Source organism: Achromobacter arsenitoxydans SY8 (assembly GCF_000236785.1).
GTDB classification, from domain to species: domain Bacteria; phylum Pseudomonadota; class Gammaproteobacteria; order Burkholderiales; family Burkholderiaceae_B; genus Achromobacter; species Achromobacter arsenitoxydans.
The window spans coordinates 1-15,579 of sequence record NZ_AGUF01000021.1 but is presented as its reverse complement, the minus strand read 5'-3'; the positions used below and the strand labels follow the sequence as shown (position 1 = coordinate 15,579).

The 15,579-nt window shown below is 61.8% G+C and carries 14 protein-coding genes; 3 read left to right on the top strand and 11 right to left on the bottom strand.

Annotated elements, in window-relative coordinates; translation table 11 throughout:
- Positions 1–3: 3 nt before the first annotated feature.
- The 6 genes from iscA to uvrB form a co-directional block, all read right to left on the bottom strand.
- Positions 4–327, bottom strand: a complete 324-nt coding sequence (iscA, locus tag KYC_RS04305) for an iron-sulfur cluster assembly protein IscA (protein WP_008159199.1) — start codon at positions 325–327, stop codon at positions 4–6.
- A 2-nt stretch (positions 328–329) separates the two neighbouring features.
- On the bottom strand, positions 330–734 hold the full coding sequence (gene iscU / locus KYC_RS04300) for a Fe-S cluster assembly scaffold IscU (RefSeq protein WP_006220174.1): 405 nt from the start codon (positions 732–734) through the stop codon (positions 330–332).
- A 33-nt stretch (positions 735–767) separates the two neighbouring features.
- Positions 768–1,979 (bottom strand): IscS subfamily cysteine desulfurase, encoded by a 1,212-nt coding sequence (locus KYC_RS04295; protein ID WP_008159196.1) that lies wholly within the window; start codon positions 1,977–1,979, stop codon positions 768–770.
- A 21-nt stretch (positions 1,980–2,000) separates the two neighbouring features.
- On the bottom strand, positions 2,001–2,540 hold the full coding sequence (gene iscR, locus KYC_RS04290; protein WP_043517520.1) for a Fe-S cluster assembly transcriptional regulator IscR: 540 nt from the start codon (positions 2,538–2,540) through the stop codon (positions 2,001–2,003).
- Between the two features lie 191 nt (positions 2,541–2,731).
- The gene (locus KYC_RS04285) at positions 2,732–3,223 is read right to left on the bottom strand and encodes a low molecular weight protein-tyrosine-phosphatase (protein WP_006386176.1); all 492 of its coding nucleotides are present in this window, start codon (positions 3,221–3,223) and stop codon (positions 2,732–2,734) included.
- A gap of 250 nt (positions 3,224–3,473) precedes the next feature.
- Positions 3,474–5,540 (bottom strand): excinuclease ABC subunit UvrB, encoded by a 2,067-nt coding sequence (uvrB, locus tag KYC_RS04280; RefSeq protein ID WP_050814834.1) that lies wholly within the window; start codon positions 5,538–5,540, stop codon positions 3,474–3,476.
- Between the two features lie 75 nt (positions 5,541–5,615).
- Between uvrB and KYC_RS04275 the strand changes: the two genes are divergently transcribed.
- Together KYC_RS04275 and lexA are read left to right on the top strand one after the other, a co-directional pair.
- Positions 5,616–6,815, top strand: coding sequence for an amino acid aminotransferase (locus KYC_RS04275; protein WP_008159192.1), 1,200 nt, complete (start codon positions 5,616–5,618; stop codon positions 6,813–6,815).
- Between the two features lie 157 nt (positions 6,816–6,972).
- Positions 6,973–7,623: a transcriptional repressor LexA gene (gene lexA, locus KYC_RS04270; RefSeq protein WP_008159191.1), complete on the top strand. Its 651-nt coding sequence runs from the start codon at positions 6,973–6,975 to the stop codon at positions 7,621–7,623.
- A 94-nt stretch (positions 7,624–7,717) separates the two neighbouring features.
- On the opposite strand, the gene lon is transcribed toward lexA, so the two are convergent.
- The 5 genes from lon to loiP form a co-directional block, all read right to left on the bottom strand.
- A complete protein-coding gene (lon, locus tag KYC_RS04265) occupies positions 7,718–10,168 on the bottom strand; it encodes an endopeptidase La (protein ID WP_008159189.1) in 2,451 nt (816 codons plus the stop codon).
- Positions 10,169–10,424: 256 nt separating this feature from the next.
- Complete coding sequence (gene clpX, locus KYC_RS04260; protein WP_008159187.1) at positions 10,425–11,723, bottom strand: ATP-dependent Clp protease ATP-binding subunit ClpX; 1,299 nt, start codon at positions 11,721–11,723, stop codon at positions 10,425–10,427.
- Between the two features lie 102 nt (positions 11,724–11,825).
- Entirely contained in the window at positions 11,826–12,479 is a 654-nt protein-coding gene (clpP, locus tag KYC_RS04255) for an ATP-dependent Clp endopeptidase proteolytic subunit ClpP (protein ID WP_008159186.1), read from the bottom strand.
- A 4-nt stretch (positions 12,480–12,483) separates the two neighbouring features.
- The gene (gene tig / locus KYC_RS04250) at positions 12,484–13,794 is read right to left on the bottom strand and encodes a trigger factor (RefSeq protein WP_008159185.1); all 1,311 of its coding nucleotides are present in this window, start codon (positions 13,792–13,794) and stop codon (positions 12,484–12,486) included.
- 165 nt (positions 13,795–13,959) lie between these two features.
- Positions 13,960–14,715, bottom strand: a complete 756-nt coding sequence (gene loiP / locus KYC_RS04245) for a metalloprotease LoiP (protein ID WP_008159184.1) — start codon at positions 14,713–14,715, stop codon at positions 13,960–13,962.
- Positions 14,716–14,979: 264 nt separating this feature from the next.
- Here loiP and KYC_RS04240 point away from each other — a divergent pair, with 264 nt between their 5' ends.
- Entirely contained in the window at positions 14,980–15,525 is a 546-nt protein-coding gene (locus KYC_RS04240) for a TIGR00645 family protein (protein WP_008159183.1), read from the top strand.
- The last annotated feature ends 54 nt before the right edge of the window (positions 15,526–15,579 follow it).

Sequence of the window (15,579 nt, the reverse complement as noted above, 5' to 3'; positions counted from 1 at the left end):
GAGTTACACCGTGAACGACTCGCCGCAGCCGCAGGTCGCCTTTTCGTTGGGGTTGCGGAACTTGAAGCCTTCGTTCAGGCCCTCGCGGGCGTAGTCAAGCTCCGTGCCATCAAGATAGGCCAGGCTCTTGGGGTCGATGAAGACCTTCACGCCGAAGCTCTCGAACACGACGTCTTCCGACTCAACCTCGTCGACGTACTCCAGCTTGTAGGCCATGCCGGAGCAGCCCGTCGTCCTAACGCCGAGCCGCAAGCCGATACCCTTTCCGCGCTTCTGCAAGTAGCGGCCGATATGGGTGGCAGCCTGTTGGGTCAGGGTAACGGACATGGTCAGCCCGCCACAGCTTCGGCCGGGGCCGAGTGCTTTTCTTTGTAGTTCTGCACAGCGGCCTTGATCGCGTCTTCGGCCAGGATGGAGCAGTGAACCTTCACGGGCGGCAGGGCCAGTTCTTCGGCGATCTGCGTGTTGCGGATATTCATTGCCTGATCCAGCGTCTTGCCCTTGACCCATTCGGTCACGAGCGAGCTGGACGCGATGGCCGAGCCACAGCCGTAGGTCTTGAAACGCGCGTCTTCGATAACGCCGGCTTCATTGACCTTGATCTGCAGCTTCATGACGTCGCCACAGGCCGGCGCGCCAACCATGCCGGTGCCCACCGACTCGTCCGACTTGTCGAACGAACCAACGTTGCGCGGGTTTTCGTAGTGATCCAGGACTTTGGTGCTGTAAGACATGTTAATTCTCCACGTATTTCGAGGCGCGGGCGCTTAGTGCGCGGCCCACTGCACGGTGTTCAGGTCGATGCCTTCCTTGGCCATTTCCCAAAGCGGCGACATATCGCGCAGCTTGCCGACCCGGCTCTTGATCAGTTCAACCGCGAAATCCACTTCCTGTTCGGTCGTGAAACGACCCAGCGTGAAACGGATCGAGCTGTGCGCCAATTCGTCGTTGCGGCCCAGGGCGCGCAGCACATAGGAAGGCTCCAGGCTGGCCGAGGTGCAGGCCGAACCGCTGGAAACGGCCAGTTCCTTGATCGCCATGATCAGGGACTCGCCTTCGACGTAGTTGAAGCTCACGTTCAGGTTGTGCGGCACGCGCTGGTCCATGTCGCCGTTCAGGTAGACCTCTTCGATCTCCGACAGGCCGTTCCAGAGGCGGTCGCGCAGCATGCGGATGCGCTCGTTCTCGGTGCCCATTTCCTCGCGCGCCAGGCGGAAGGCTTCGCCCATGCCAACGATCTGGTGGGTGGCCAGGGTGCCCGAGCGGAAGCCGCGCTCATGGCCGCCGCCGTGCATCTGCGCTTCGATGCGGATGCGCGGCTTGCGGCGCACGTACAGCGCGCCGATGCCCTTGGGGCCGTAGGTCTTGTGGGCCGAGAACGACATCAGGTCGACCTTGAGCTTTTGCAGGTCGATCTCTACCTTGCCGGTCGCCTGTGCGGCGTCCACGTGGAAGATGATGCCCTTCTCGCGGCAGATCTCGCCCAGCGTTTCCACGTCCTGGATCACGCCGATTTCGTTGTTCACCATCATCACGGACACCAGCACGGTATCCGGACGCAGCGCGGCCTTGAAGACATCCAGGTCGATCAGGCCGTTGTCCTTGACGTTCAGGTAGGTGACTTCGAAGCCCTGGCGCTCCAGTTCGCGACAGGTGTCCAGGACGGCCTTGTGCTCGGTCTTGACGGTAATGATGTGCTTGCCGCGCTCGGCGTAAAAGTTCGCGGCGCCCTTGATGGCAAGGTTGTCGGACTCGGTTGCGCCGGAGGTCCAGACGATTTCGCGCGGGTCGGCGTTGACCAGCTTGGCGACTTCCTCGCGGGCGCGCTCAACGGCCTCTTCCGACTCCCAGCCGAACGCATGACTGCGCGAAGCCGGGTTGCCGAAGTTGTCATACAGCCAGGGCACCATCTTGTCCACGACGCGGGGGTCGACGGGCGTCGTGGCCGAATAATCCAGATAGATCGGGCGGGTGGTCATTTCTACAACTCCTGATACTTCTTATACGGTGGCATTGGCTGCGACGGTGGTGGTCGGGGCGTTGGCGGCATTGGCGCCTCCCACCCGGTTCACTCGCACCGCGCAAGCCTGCGCTTGATTGCTGGCTTCCTGCAATTGGCGTACGCGCTGCTGATCCACCAGATCTTGCAGGGACACCGAATCCAGGTAATCCACCATCTTGCGATTCAACGTGGCCCAGAGCTCGTGCGTCATGCACTTGCCCGGCTTGCCGTCGTTGCCGCTCGTACAGTCCCGCTTGCCGCCACAGCTGGTGGCGTCCAGGGGTTCGTCGACGGCGAAAATGATGTCGGCGACAGTCACGTTGCGCGCCAGGCGGGCAAGAGAATAACCGCCACCCGGACCGCGCACGCTGTCCACGAGTTCGTGGCGGCGCAGTTTTCCGAATAGCTGTTCCAGGTAGGAAAGCGAGATGTTCTGACGCTGGCTGATGGCCGCAAGAGTGACCGGACCGCTATGCTGCCGCATAGCCAGGTCGATCATGGCAGTCACGGCGAAACGCCCTTTGGTAGTTAGCCGCATGGTGGGTTCCCTGTGATTCGGCAATGGCCGCCGGCGAATCCAGCGCACCAATACCCGAGTAATTGGCTCAAGTATAGCCTATTCCCGACTAATTTGGTATGGCTCCTGGCTAGAAAAAACCGCGCATCTGCGCGGTTTTTCACTGCCATGTGCCCTGGGAGCCGCGCCGCGCGCGGTTCCGAACCGTGCAATCAAGCAGCCTGGTACTGGGTAGCGCGCTTACGGACCAATTCGAGCACACCCTGACAGGCGTCTTCCAGGTAGTCCAGGACCTTGCCGAAGCCATCTGCGCCGCCGTAGTACGGATCGGGCACGGTTGCCTCTTCGAACTCGTTGGCGAAGCGCATCAGCAGCATCAGCTTGTGCTGGTAGGCCTTGGGGCACTGCTGCTGCATGGCAGACAGGTTGTCCCAGTCCATGGCGAGGATCAAGTCGAAGTCGCGGAAATCTTCCGCGGTGACCTGACGCGCCTCACAGTGGGTGATCTCGTAGCCGCGCTTACGTGCTGCAGCCTGCGCCCGGGCATCAGGCGCCTCGCCAATATGAAACGCGTGCGTGCCCGCGGAGTCGATGCGCACAACATCGCCCAAACCCGCGTCATTCACCAAATGGCGAAACACGCCCTCTGCGCTCGGCGAGCGACAGATATTGCCCATGCAAACGAAAAGTACCTTGGTCATCATGAGAGCAAGTGTGCGGGAAAACCCGAGATAAGGCAAGCTTTTTTTGCGGCTGCGCAATTGATCAAAAGCAAATCTGTCCCTGCTATTTTGTCAAGTAAATCATAGACTTGGAAGGCACTTTTCAGGTAGATACTGACAGCTTCCCGACAGCAAATCCCGCGATTGCGACAGCATGATTGCAACGCAGCAGATTTGCACTAAATTCAGGAAGCCGTCAGCGAAAAGACACGTTTTGATACTTTCGCTCCGTTTACACGGCGCCATCCAGCAGCACTCTTTGCTTCAGGGCGTTCAGGGAATCGCGAGCGGCCGCGGCCTGTTCGAATTCGAGGTTCCTGGCGTGGTCCATCATCAGCTTTTCCAGGCGCTTGATCTCGCGCGCCAGGGCCTTTTCGTCCTTCAGCAATTCAGCGGGAACCGCGGCTTCCAGCGCATCGTGCTGAGCAGGCGCGACGATACCGTCGATCAGCTCGCGCACCGCCTTTTGCACGCCGCGCGCCGTAATGCCGTGATCAGCATTGAACTGAAGCTGCTTGGCGCGGCGCCGGCTGGTTTCCTCCATGGCGCGCTGCATCGAATCCGTGATGCGGTCCGCATAAAGAATGGCGTGGCCATTCAGATTGCGCGCCGCGCGTCCGATCGTCTGAATCAGACTGCGCTCGGAACGCAGGAAACCTTCCTTGTCGGCATCCAGGATCGCCACCAGGGAAACTTCGGGGATATCCAGGCCTTCGCGCAGCAGGTTGATCCCGACCAGCACGTCGAACGTGCCCAGACGCAGGTCGCGCAGGATCTCGACGCGCTCGACCGTGTCGATGTCGGAGTGCAGGTAGCGCACCTTGACGCCGTGCTCGCTCAGAAAGTCGGTCAGGTCTTCGGCCATGCGCTTGGTCAAGGTGGTGACCAGCACGCGCTCGCCCTGGGCGACGCGGACCTTGATCTGCCCAAGCAGGTCGTCTACCTGCGTGCGGGCGGGCAGCACCTCGACCACGGGATCGACCAGGCCCGTCGGACGGACCACCTGCTCCACCACATTATCGGCATGCTCTTTTTCGTAGGCGGCGGGCGTGGCCGACACAAAGACGCACTGGCGCATCCGTGCTTCGAACTCTTCAAGCTTGAGCGGGCGGTTATCCAGCGCCGACGGCAGGCGGAAGCCGTACTGGACCAGCGTTTCCTTGCGGGACCGGTCACCGCGATACATAGCGCTGAGCTGGCCGATGGTGACGTGGCTTTCGTCGATGAACATCAGCGCATCGGACGGCAGGTAGTCGATCAGCGTGGGAGGCGGATCCCCCGGCGCGGCGCCGGACAAATGGCGGGAGTAGTTTTCAATGCCCTTGCAGAAGCCGAGCTCCTGCAGCATTTCCAGGTCGAAACGGGTGCGCTGCTCCAGACGCTGGGCCTCGACCAGATGGCCGTCGTCGACGAACCGCTTGACGCGTTCGCGCAGCTCTTCCTTGATGGTTTCAATGGCCCGCAGCACGGTGTCGCGCGGCGTCACATAATGGGAGCCCGGGTACACCGTGAAACGCGGCAGCTTCTGGCGGATTCGCCCCGTCAACGGGTCGAACAGTTCCAGGGTTTCGATTTCGTCGTCGAACAGTGTCACCCGCAGCGCAAGTTCGGCGCTTTCCGCGGGGAAGATGTCGATCGTTTCGCCGCGCACGCGGAACACGCCGCGCGTGAACTCGGCGTCATTGCGCGTGTATTGCATGGCCACCAGGCGGGCAAGGATCTCGCGCCGGGCGATCTGGTCGCCCGCGCGCAGGATCAGCACCATCGCGTGATAATCGCCGGGGTTGCCGATGCCGTAGATACACGACACCGTACCCACGATGATCGTGTCGCGGCGCTCGAGCAGGCTTTTCGTGGCCGACAGCCGCATCTGCTCGATGTGCTCATTGATGGACGAGTCCTTTTCGATGAACAGGTCGCGCGTCGGCACGTAGGCCTCGGGCTGGTAGTAATCGTAGTAGGAAACGAAATACTCCACCGCGTTCTTCGGGAAGAATTCGCGCATCTCGGCGTAGAGCTGCGCCGCCAGCGTCTTATTGGGCGCCAGCACCAGCGCCGGACGCCCCATCCGCGCTATGACGTTGGCCATGGTGTAGGTCTTGCCCGACCCCGTCACACCCAGCAGCGTCTGGAACATCAGGCCGTCTTCAACACCCTGCGTCAGCCCTTCGATGGCCGTGGGCTGGTCTCCCGCGGGCGGATAGGGCTGATAAAGATGAAACGGGCTGTCTGGAAAATCGACGAATCCCGGACCTGCGGCGGGTGCCCCCGCGCTCGGGTCTATTGCGCTCTTAGGCATGCTAGACTGTTCCAGGGTAAACCCCCCATTATCCACAGCACCTCGTACTGCGTCCACCCACCTCATCAGAGTCCCATGAGCACCCTTTTCGATTCCGTCGAGCTCGCGCCGCGCGACCCCATTCTTGGTCTGAACGAACAATACAACGCGGACACCCGCCCCGGTAAAGTGAACCTGGGCGTGGGCGTGTATTACGATGATCAGGGACGGATCCCCCTGCTAGGCGCAGTACGCAAGGCTGAAACCGCCCGTATCGAAGCCGCGGCTGCCCGTGGCTACCTGCCGATCGAAGGCATCGCCGGCTACAACAGCGGCGCGCAAGCCCTGTTGCTGGGCAAGGATTCCGCACTGGCCGCCGCCGGCCGCGTGCTCACCACCCAGGCTTTGGGCGGCACCGGCGCGCTCAAGATCGGCGCCGACTTCCTGCACCAGCTGCTGCCGGGGTCCAAGGTCCTGATCAGCAACCCCAGCTGGGAAAACCACCGCGCGCTGTTCGAACGCGCCGGCTTTGAAGTCGGCACCTACGCCTACTACGACGCCAGCACCCGCGGCCTGAACTTCGAAGCCATGCTGGCCGACCTGAAGGCCGCGCCCGCCAAGACCATCGTGGTGCTGCACGCGTGCTGCCACAACCCCACGGGCGCCGATCCCACCGCTGAACAGTGGAAGCAGATCGCTGCCGTCGTGAAAGAAAACAACCTGGTCCCGTTCCTGGACATCGCCTACCAAGGGTTCGGCGACGGCCTGACGGAAGACGCGTCGGTCGTGCGCATGTTCGCCGACCTGGACATGACCATGTTCATCAGCTCGTCCTTCTCGAAGTCGTTCTCGCTGTACGGCGAGCGCGTCGGCGCGCTGACGGTCGTGGCCGGCAGCAAGGACGAAGCCACCCGCGTGCTGAGCCAGCTCAAGCGCGTCATCCGCACCAACTACTCCAACCCGCCCACGCACGGCGGCACGGTGGTATCGACGGTGCTGAACACGCCCGAGCTCTTCGCCCTCTGGGAAGAAGAACTCGCCGGCATGCGCGAGCGCATCCGTCTGATGCGCAAGCAACTGGTCGACAAGATCAAGGAACACGGCGGCAAGCAGGATTTCAGCTTCGTGCTGAAGCAGCGCGGCATGTTCTCGTACTCAGGCCTGTCCGCCGCGCAAGTGGATCGCCTGCGTGAAGAACACGGCGTCTATGCCGTTTCCAGCGGCCGCATCTGCGTGGCTGCGCTGAACAGCGGCAATATCGACAAGGTGGCTGCCGCCATCGCGGCGGTACTGTAAAGCCGCCTGCAGACGGGCCGGCATCGCCCGCCCTTCGCGCAAAACGGGACCCTCGGGTCCCGTTTTCATTTGCCGCCCCGCCGGCTTGCTTTTTTACGCTGCGTCCCCCAGAATGGCGCTGTATATATGTACAGTCCGCTCGCACCGGATCACCGCCATGGCCAGCAAACTCACTGATCGCCAACAACAAATCCTGGATCTCATCAGGCAAACCGTCACGCGCACCGGCTTTCCGCCAACGCGCGCCGAAATTGCCCAGGCGCTGGGCTTTCGTTCCCCCAACGCCGCAGAAGACCACTTGAAGGCGCTGGCCCGCAAAGGGGCCATCGAACTCACCGCCGGCGCCTCGCGCGGCATCCGCCTCAAGGACTCCGCGGCCGCCCCCGTGCAGGCCTCGCTTCCCATGCCAGCGCTGGCGCAGCTGCTGCTGCCGCTGGTGGGTCGCGTCGCTGCAGGCAGCCCCATCCTTGCGGCCGAGCACGTCGAACGCGAAGTCGGCGTCGATCCCAACCTCTTCACGCAGGCGCCCGACTACCTGCTCAAGGTGCGCGGCATGAGCATGCGCGACGCCGGCATCCTTGAAGGCGACCTCCTCGCCGTCAAGAAAGCCTCGGAAGCCCGCAATGGCCAGATCGTCGTGGCCCGCCTGGGCGACGACGTCACCGTCAAGCGCCTGCAGCGCCAGAACGGCCATATCGAGCTTCTACCCGAGAATCCGGACTTCCAGCCCATCGTGGTCGAGGCCGACCAGGATTTCGCGCTTGAAGGCATTGCGGTCGGCCTGATCCGCACCCAGCCGCTGCACTGATCTTCCGGCAATCCACAAAAAGAAAACCCCGCGCATGCGGGGTTTTCTGCTTTGGAAGCCCTCTTCCGAAGGCTTCCCTGGATTCAACACGCCATCAGTGCTTCAGGACGGGGTCAGTGGAACCCGGTTCGGCCGGCTTGGCCACCAGGGGCTCCTTGACCGCCTCTTCCTCAGCCAGCGGCTCGGGCAGGCGCTCCAGCGCCAGCTCAAGCACCTTGTCGATCCAGCGCACCGGCACGATCTCAAGATGGTTCTTGACGTTGTCCGGGATCTCCGCCAAATCCTTGACGTTTTCTTCCGGGATCAAGACCGTCTTGATGCCGCCACGGTGGGCCGCCAGCAGTTTTTCCTTCAGGCCGCCGATGGGCAGCACTTCACCACGCAGCGTAATCTCGCCGGTCATGGCGACATCGGCGCGCACCGGGATGCGCGACAAGGCCGACACCATGGCCGTGGTGATCGCGATACCCGCGGACGGACCGTCCTTGGGCGTGGCGCCTTCCGGCACGTGGACGTGCATGTCGTGCTTTTCGAACACGCTGTCGGCAAAGCCCAGACGGCGCGCACGCGAACGCACAACCGTACGCGCAGCTTCGACGGACTCCTTCATCACGTCGCCGAGCGAACCCGTGCGCTGGATGACGCCCTTGCCGGGCATGTCCGCGACTTCGATCGTCAGCAGGTCGCCGCCGACTTCCGTCCACGCCAGACCCGTCACCTGGCCGATCTGGTTTTCCTTTTCGGCCATGCCGAACGCATAGCGGCGCACGCCCAGGTAGTCGCTGAGGTTGTCGCCCGTGACATTGACCGGCTTGGCCTCGACGGTCTTGCCTTCGGCCTTGGCGCGGTCGTTCTGGGTCAGCAACTGCTTGATGACCTTGCGGCAGATCTTGCCCACTTCGCGTTCGAGCGCACGCACACCGGCTTCGCGGGTGTAGTAGCGCACGATATCGCGCAGCGCGCTGTCGTCCACGGTCAGCTCGGCATCCTTCACGCCGTTGTTCTTCATCAGCTTAGGCAGCAGATGGTCACGGGCGATGTGGATCTTTTCTTCCTCGGTGTAACCCGACAGGCGGATCACTTCCATGCGGTCGAGCAGCGCCGGCGGAATATTCAGCGTGTTGCTGGTGGCCACGAACATGACGTCGGACAAGTCGAAGTCGACTTCGATGTAGTGGTCCTGGAACGTGTGGTTTTGTTCCGGGTCCAGCACTTCGAGCAGGGCCGACGAGGGATCGCCGCGGAAATCCATACCCAGCTTGTCGATTTCATCAAGCAGGAACAGCGGATTGCGCACGCCGACCTTGGACATGTTCTGGACGATCTTGCCCGGCATGGAGCCAATGTACGTACGACGATGGCCGCGGATTTCGGCTTCGTCGCGCACGCCGCCCAGCGCCATGCGCACGAACTTGCGGTTCGTCGCTTTGGCGATCGACTGCCCCAGCGACGTCTTGCCAACGCCCGGAGGGCCGACCAGGCACAGGATCGGGGCCTTCACCTTGTCCACGCGCTGCTGCACGGCAAGATATTCAAGGATCCGTTCCTTGACCTTTTCAAGGCCATAGTGGTCGTTGTCCAGCACCGTCTCGGCGTTGCTGATGGAGTTGTTGATCTTGCTCTTTTTTCTCCAGGGGAGATTGATGAGCGTATCAATGTAATTGCGCACCACGGTGGCTTCGGCCGACATGGGCGACATGAGCTTGAGCTTCTTGAGCTCGGCATCGGCCTTCTTGCGCGCCTCTTTGGGCATGTGGGCAGCGATGATCTTCTTTTCGAGCTCTTCGATGTCGGCGCCCTCTTCGCCTTCGCCCAGCTCTTTCTGAATGGCCTTGACCTGCTCATTCAGGTAGTAGTCGCGCTGGCTCTTTTCCATCTGCTTCTTCACGCGGCCGCGAATCCGCTTCTCGACCTGGAGGATGTCGATTTCGGTTTCGAGCTGGGTGAGCAGGCCTTCGAGGCGTTCGGAGGTGCCGACGATCTCGAGCATCTTCTGCTTCTGCTCGAGCTTCAGGGGAAGATGCGCGGCGATCGTGTCGGCCAGGCGCCCGGCATCGTCGATGCCAGCCAGCGAGGTCAGGATTTCCGGGGGAATCTTCTTGTTGAGCTTTACGTATTGCTCGAATTGAGCAACGATCGCGCGGCGCAGGGCTTCTGTTTCGGAGCCCTGGATGGCGTCCGGTTCGATCGGCGACACCTGGCAGGTGAAGTGCGAATCGGCGTCTTCAATGGTGTTGATGCGGGCGCGCTGGGTACCTTCGACCAGCACCTTGACGGTGCCGTCGGGCAGCTTGAGCATCTGCAGGATGCCGGCGACGCAGCCGATTTCATAGACGTCTTCGGGCGTGGGGTCATCCTTGCCGGCGGACTTCTGGGCCACCAGCATGATGCTTTTACCCGCTTCCATCGCAACCTCGAGCGCGCGGATGGAGCGCGGACGGCCGACGAACAGCGGGATGACCATGTGCGGGAACACGACGACGTCGCGCAGCGGCAGCAGGGGAAGGTCGATCGGGTCGGAAGGCAGGGTCTGGCTGGCAGACATATGGGGTTCCTCTGTATGACTCGGCGTATCGGGGACGGGGTACCCGGGAATACCCGAGCAAACTCGTCAATTACGTCTGTTATGGGAACAATAGCCGAAAATTCAAGATCTCGGCGCCTGGATAACCAAAAGGCCAAAAAAAGCCCTGAATGCGCTTTCAGTATGCGGCCGCAGCCGCCGCGAGAAAAGCGCGTTTTGGTGGATGCAGCGCCCTAAGGCAAAAAAACCCGTTACGAGAACGGGCTTTTTTGAAATATCAGGCTGCCGCGTCGCGGACTTCGCCGCGATCCGGCTTTTCCGGTGTCGCGTTTTCGTCGGCGTAGATCAGCAAGGGCTTGCCCTCGCCTTCGATGGCGCCCTCGTCGAGCACCACGCGCTTGACGTTGCCTTGGGAAGGCAGGTCATACATGGTGTCGAGCAGCGCCTGCTCGATGATGGACCGCAGGCCGCGGGCCCCCGTCTTGCGCTTGAGCGCCTTGCGGGCGATGGCCTTCAGGGCGGCGGGCCGCACGTCGAGCTCGGCGCCTTCCATGGCGAACAGCTTCTGGAACTGCTTGAGCAAGGCGTTCTTGGGCTCGGTCAGGATCTGGACCAGGGCGGCTTCGTCGAGCTCGTCCAGGGTGGCGACCACCGGCAGGCGGCCGACGAGCTCGGGGATGAGGCCGAACTTGATCAGGTCTTCCGGTTCAACTTCCGAGAACAGCTCGCCCACGCCGCGTTCCGACTTGGCGCGCACCGAGGCCGAGAAGCCGATGCCGGATTTTTCGGTGCGGTCGCGGATGACCTTTTCCAGTCCGTCGAAGGCGCCGCCGACGATGAAGAGGATGTTGGTCGTGTCCACCTGGACGAAGTCCTGGTTGGGATGCTTGCGGCCGCCCTGCGGGGGCACCGACGCGACCGTGCCTTCGATCAGCTTGAGCAAGGCCTGCTGCACGCCCTCGCCCGACACGTCGCGGGTGATGGACGGGTTGTCGGACTTGCGGGAAATCTTGTCGATTTCGTCGATGTAGATAATGGCGCGCTGCGCCTTCTCCACTTCGTAGTTGCAGTTCTGCAGCAACTTCTGAATGATGTTTTCGACGTCTTCGCCCACGTAGCCCGCTTCGGTCAGCGTGGTGGCGTCGGCCATGACGAAGGGCACGTTCAGCATGCGAGCCAGCGTCTGGGCCAGGAGCGTCTTGCCGGAGCCGGTGGGGCCGATCAGCATGATGTTGCTCTTGGAGAGCTCGACTTCGTCGCCCTTGATCTCGCCGTGGCGGATGCGCTTGTAGTGGTTGTAGACGGCCACGGCCAGCATGCGCTTGGGCGAGGTCTGCCCAATGACGTACTGGTCGAGGAAAGTCTTGATTTCAGCCGGAGTGGGCAGCTCGGAACGAATCGCCGCGCGCGCGGTTGCCTGCGCTTCCTCGCGGATGATGTCGTTGCACAGATCTATGCATTCATCGCAGATGAATACCGACGGACCCGCGATCAGCTTGCGGACTTCATGCTGGCTTTTATTGCAAAACGAGCAATGCAGCACTTTTGCGTCTGCCGATCCCTTTTTTTCAGGCATATTTCTTTCGTATCTCAGGTAAAGATGCGCCAGACCGGGTAAAGGGCCTAGCGCATGCGCTTACTCAAACATGATGGCAGCGAGTCTGGATCAACCGGGAAGTCAGCCTTCAGACCGGGAGGCCATGACCTTGTCCACCAGTCCATACGATACCGCATCTTCGGCCGACATGAAGTTGTCACGTTCCGTGTCCAGCTCGATGCGCTCCATGCTCTGCCCGGTGTTCTGGGACAGGATGCGGTTGAGACGCTCGCGCAGGTCCAGGATTTCGCGGGCCTGGATCTGGATGTCGGAGGCCTGCCCTTGGGCGCCGCCCGACGGCTGGTGGATCATGATGCGCGAGTTGGGCAGCGTGAAGCGCTTGCCCTTCTTGCCTGCCGCCAGCAGGAATGCGCCCATGCTGGCCGCGAGGCCCGTGCACAGGGTGGAAACGTCCGGCTTGACGAACTGCATGGTGTCAAAGATGGCCATTCCCGCGTACACCGACCCGCCGGGCGAGTTGATGTACAGGGAAATGTCCTTGTCAGGATTCTCCGATTCCAGGAACAGCAACTGAGCCACAACCAGGTTGGCCGTGGCGTCGTTGACCGGCCCAACCAGGAAAATGAGCCGTTCGCGGAGCAGGCGCGAATAGATGTCGTAGGCGCGTTCGCCGCGCCCCGACTGCTCGATCACCATGGGAATGTAGCCCAGGCCGGTGGGGGTCACCGAAGACCCGCCATTCATTGCCGCATAGAAATCGGTGAATCTCTGCATAGTGTTACGCCATCCCCATCAACTGATCGAAAGGCACCTTCTCGTCGGTGACCTTGGCCTTTTCCAACACGTGCGCGACGACGTTGTCTTCCAGCACGATAGCCTCGATTTCAGCACGACGCTGGCGGTCTGCCAGGTAATAGCTGACAACCTGGGCGGGTTGTTCGTAGTTCTGGGCGAATTCTTCGATACGCGCGCGGACCTGCTCGGGCTTGGCCTGGAGCTGGGCTTGCTTGACCAGTTCGGACACCAGCAGGCCCAGGCGGACGCGGCGCTCGGATTCGGTCGAGAAGGCTTCAGCCGGGATCGGCACGGATTCGGCGTTCGGCACGCCGCGCTGCTTGAGTTCTTCGCGGGCAGCGGCGATGCGGCTTTGCACGTCGTTGTCGATCAAGGCCTTCGGCACGTCGAACTTGCCGGCTTCGACCAGGGCGTCCATCACGCTGGACTTGGTGCGGCCTTGCGAGCGCACCTTGACTTCGCGTTCGATGTTGCTGCGGATGTCGGCCTTCAGCTTTTCGACGTCGCCTTCGGCCTGGCCGAGGGACTTGGCGAATTCGCTGTTCAGTTCGGGCAGGACGCCTTCGGCGACTTCCTTGATCGTGATGGTGAATTCGGCGGTCTTGCCGGCGACTTCAACACCTTGGTAGTCATCCGGGAACTTGAGCTGGAAAACCTTGGTTTCGCCAGCCTTCAGGCCGCGGGCGGCTTCTTCGAATTCCGGCAGCATGCGGCCTTGGCCGAGCACGAACGGGAAGTCTTCGGCCTTGCCGCCTTCGAAGGGCACGCCGTCGATGGTGCCGGCGAAGTCCAGGGTCACGCGGTCGCCGTCGGCGCTGGCACGGCCTTCGCGGGCTTCAAACGTGGCGCGCTGCTTGCGCAGCACGTCCAGGGTCTGCTGCACTTCGGCGTCGGTGACGGCGGTGTCGAAGCGGGTGACGGCCAGGGCCGACAGATCCGGCACGGCGACTTCAGGGTAGACCTCGAACGTGGCGGTGAACGCCAGCGTATCGTCGGAAACGCCTTCAGTCTTGGGTTCGAGGTTCGGGGCGCCAGCGACGCGCAGCTTGGCGCCGTCGATGGCTTGTTCGAAGGCACGGCCAACTTGGCTATTGATCACGTCGTAGCGGATGCTCGGGCCATGGCTGCGCTCGAGCATGGCGAGCGGCGCCTTGCCCGGACGGAAGCCGGGCACCTTGGCGGTGCGGGCCACGCGCTTCAATTGCGCCTGGACTTCCTTTTCGACGTCGGCCACCGAGACGGCCAGATCAACACGGCGCTCCAGGCCGGAGAGGGTTTCAACCACAGGCTGCATTAAAAGACCTATTTTCCGAGAGATGAGATTACGGGCGGATAAACGCGGCATTTTACCGGAAACTTCCGGATCCCTGACGCAAAGGGGCGCGAGCCCCGGATTTGCCCGGATGCTCGCGCCCCATTTATCGCCCCAAAAGAGGAGCGAAGACGCCTGCCAATGGCTTTATTTGGCCTTGGCGATGCGGTCTTCGATGTGCTGGGCGCGTTTGGCCGAAGACGGGTGAGAGCTCATCATATCGCTCTTGCCGCCGTCCAGCTCCGCCAGCTTCTGGAATGCCGTCACCAGGCCGCGGGTATTGAGCTTCTTGGCCTGCAGTTGATCGAACGAATAATCGTCCGCGGCGGTCTCCTGCGATTGCGAGAATTGCGCGTTGATGAATTTTTCGGTCAGGTCGCCCAGTTGGGACGCGTTCAGGGCCGCGACGGTCGCACCGCCCGCCGCGCCGGCGGCGTCGCGCGCGGCCGATACGGTGTAGGCAGTCTGCATCGCCTTCTTGGAATGACCCAGCGCCACGTGGCCGATTTCGTGGCCGACGACGCCCAGCACTTCGTCATCCGTCATCATGTCCATCAGGCCGCTGTAGACGCGAATGCAGCCGTTGGCCATGGCCCAGGCGTTGACGTCCTTCGTGAGGTAGACCTTGTAGCTCGCTTTCTGGCCATTGACCGTGCCGCCCAACGACTTGGCGATCTTCTGCAGGCGGGCGTCGTACTTGCTGCCCGGCGCAGCAATCTTTTCCTGCGAGTCGCTTTGCGCGCAGGCCTTGTCGGAGAGCGTCTTGATCTCGGCATCGCTCAGCGTGGCGGCCTGGACCACCTTGGCGCCGGCGCCCACGAGCCCACCGATGTCCAGGGCGTGTGCAGCCGAGTAAGGCGCGAGCGCAACGGTCAAGGCGGCGACGGTATAGCGAACTTTCATGGGAACAAACTCCTATTGACTTGTTCTATGCAAACGAGGCGGCAATTCTATATACGGCAGCAGCTTTGGAAGTATTTCGGCACAGAGTCTCGCAATTGCGCGTTTCTCTTACATAAAAGCCGAGCAAATAAAAACCCGCCGTGCTAGGCACCTGGCTTCAGCTAACCAATTCGTGTCATCAAAAACAGCTGCCGCCCGTCGCATGGCATTGATAGAATTGCCGCCGCGCTTTTTTTTCGCAAACAACATCGGCTCGCACCCAACATGAATTCGACCCCTCCTCCCCGCCTAGGCTTGCTGCCCAGCCTGATCTTCAGTTCCCGCTGGCTGCAGTTGCCGCTCTACCTGGGCCTGATCGTGGCGCAGGGCGTATACGTCATGCTCTTCTTGAAAGAGCTCTGGCACCTGCTCACGCACGCCAACAGCTTCGGCGAAATGGAGATCATGCTTCTGGTCCTGGGCCTGATCGACGTGGTCATGATTTCGAACCTGCTGGTCATGGTGATCGTGGGCGGCTACGAGACGTTCGTGTCCCGCCTGCGCCTGCAGAACCACCCGGACCAACCGGAGTGGCTGAGCCACGTAAACGCCAGCGTGCTGAAGGTGAAGCTTGCGATGGCCATCATCGGCATCTCGTCGATCCACCTGCTGCGCACTTTCATCGAGGCGGGCACCATCGGTACGCCCAATGCACGCTTCACTGAAGCCGGCGTCATGTGGCAGACCATCATCCACGCTCTGTTCATCCTGTCGGCGCTGGGGATCGCCCTCGTGGACAAGCTGTCGACCAACGCTCCCAACAAGCACTGATACGGCGCAGCGACAAAAAAAAGCCCACCGCGTTCGTCGCGTCGGGCGGTTTTA

What these genes read in the sequence shown, in the direction of transcription:
- iscA (WP_008159199.1), bottom strand. Translation starts at nt 327, where the DNA reads ATGTCCGTTACCCTGACCCAACAGGCTGCCACCCATATCGGCCGCTAC.
- iscU (WP_006220174.1), bottom strand. Translation starts at nt 734, where the DNA reads ATGTCTTACAGCACCAAAGTCCTGGATCACTACGAAAACCCGCGCAAC.
- KYC_RS04295 (WP_008159196.1), bottom strand. Translation starts at nt 1,979, where the DNA reads ATGACCACCCGCCCGATCTATCTGGATTATTCGGCCACGACGCCCGTC.
- iscR (WP_043517520.1), bottom strand. Translation starts at nt 2,540, where the DNA reads ATGCGGCTAACTACCAAAGGGCGTTTCGCCGTGACTGCCATGATCGAC.
- KYC_RS04285 (WP_006386176.1), bottom strand. Translation starts at nt 3,223, where the DNA reads ATGATGACCAAGGTACTTTTCGTTTGCATGGGCAATATCTGTCGCTCG.
- uvrB (WP_050814834.1), bottom strand. Translation starts at nt 5,540, where the DNA reads ATGCCTAAGAGCGCAATAGACCCGAGCGCGGGGGCACCCGCCGCAGGT.
- KYC_RS04275 (WP_008159192.1), top strand. Translation starts at nt 5,616, where the DNA reads ATGAGCACCCTTTTCGATTCCGTCGAGCTCGCGCCGCGCGACCCCATT.
- lexA (WP_008159191.1), top strand. Translation starts at nt 6,973, where the DNA reads ATGGCCAGCAAACTCACTGATCGCCAACAACAAATCCTGGATCTCATC.
- lon (WP_008159189.1), bottom strand. Translation starts at nt 10,168, where the DNA reads ATGTCTGCCAGCCAGACCCTGCCTTCCGACCCGATCGACCTTCCCCTG.
- clpX (WP_008159187.1), bottom strand. Translation starts at nt 11,723, where the DNA reads ATGCCTGAAAAAAAGGGATCGGCAGACGCAAAAGTGCTGCATTGCTCG.
- clpP (WP_008159186.1), bottom strand. Translation starts at nt 12,479, where the DNA reads ATGCAGAGATTCACCGATTTCTATGCGGCAATGAATGGCGGGTCTTCG.
- tig (WP_008159185.1), bottom strand. Translation starts at nt 13,794, where the DNA reads ATGCAGCCTGTGGTTGAAACCCTCTCCGGCCTGGAGCGCCGTGTTGAT.
- loiP (WP_008159184.1), bottom strand. Translation starts at nt 14,715, where the DNA reads ATGAAAGTTCGCTATACCGTCGCCGCCTTGACCGTTGCGCTCGCGCCT.
- KYC_RS04240 (WP_008159183.1), top strand. Translation starts at nt 14,980, where the DNA reads ATGAATTCGACCCCTCCTCCCCGCCTAGGCTTGCTGCCCAGCCTGATC.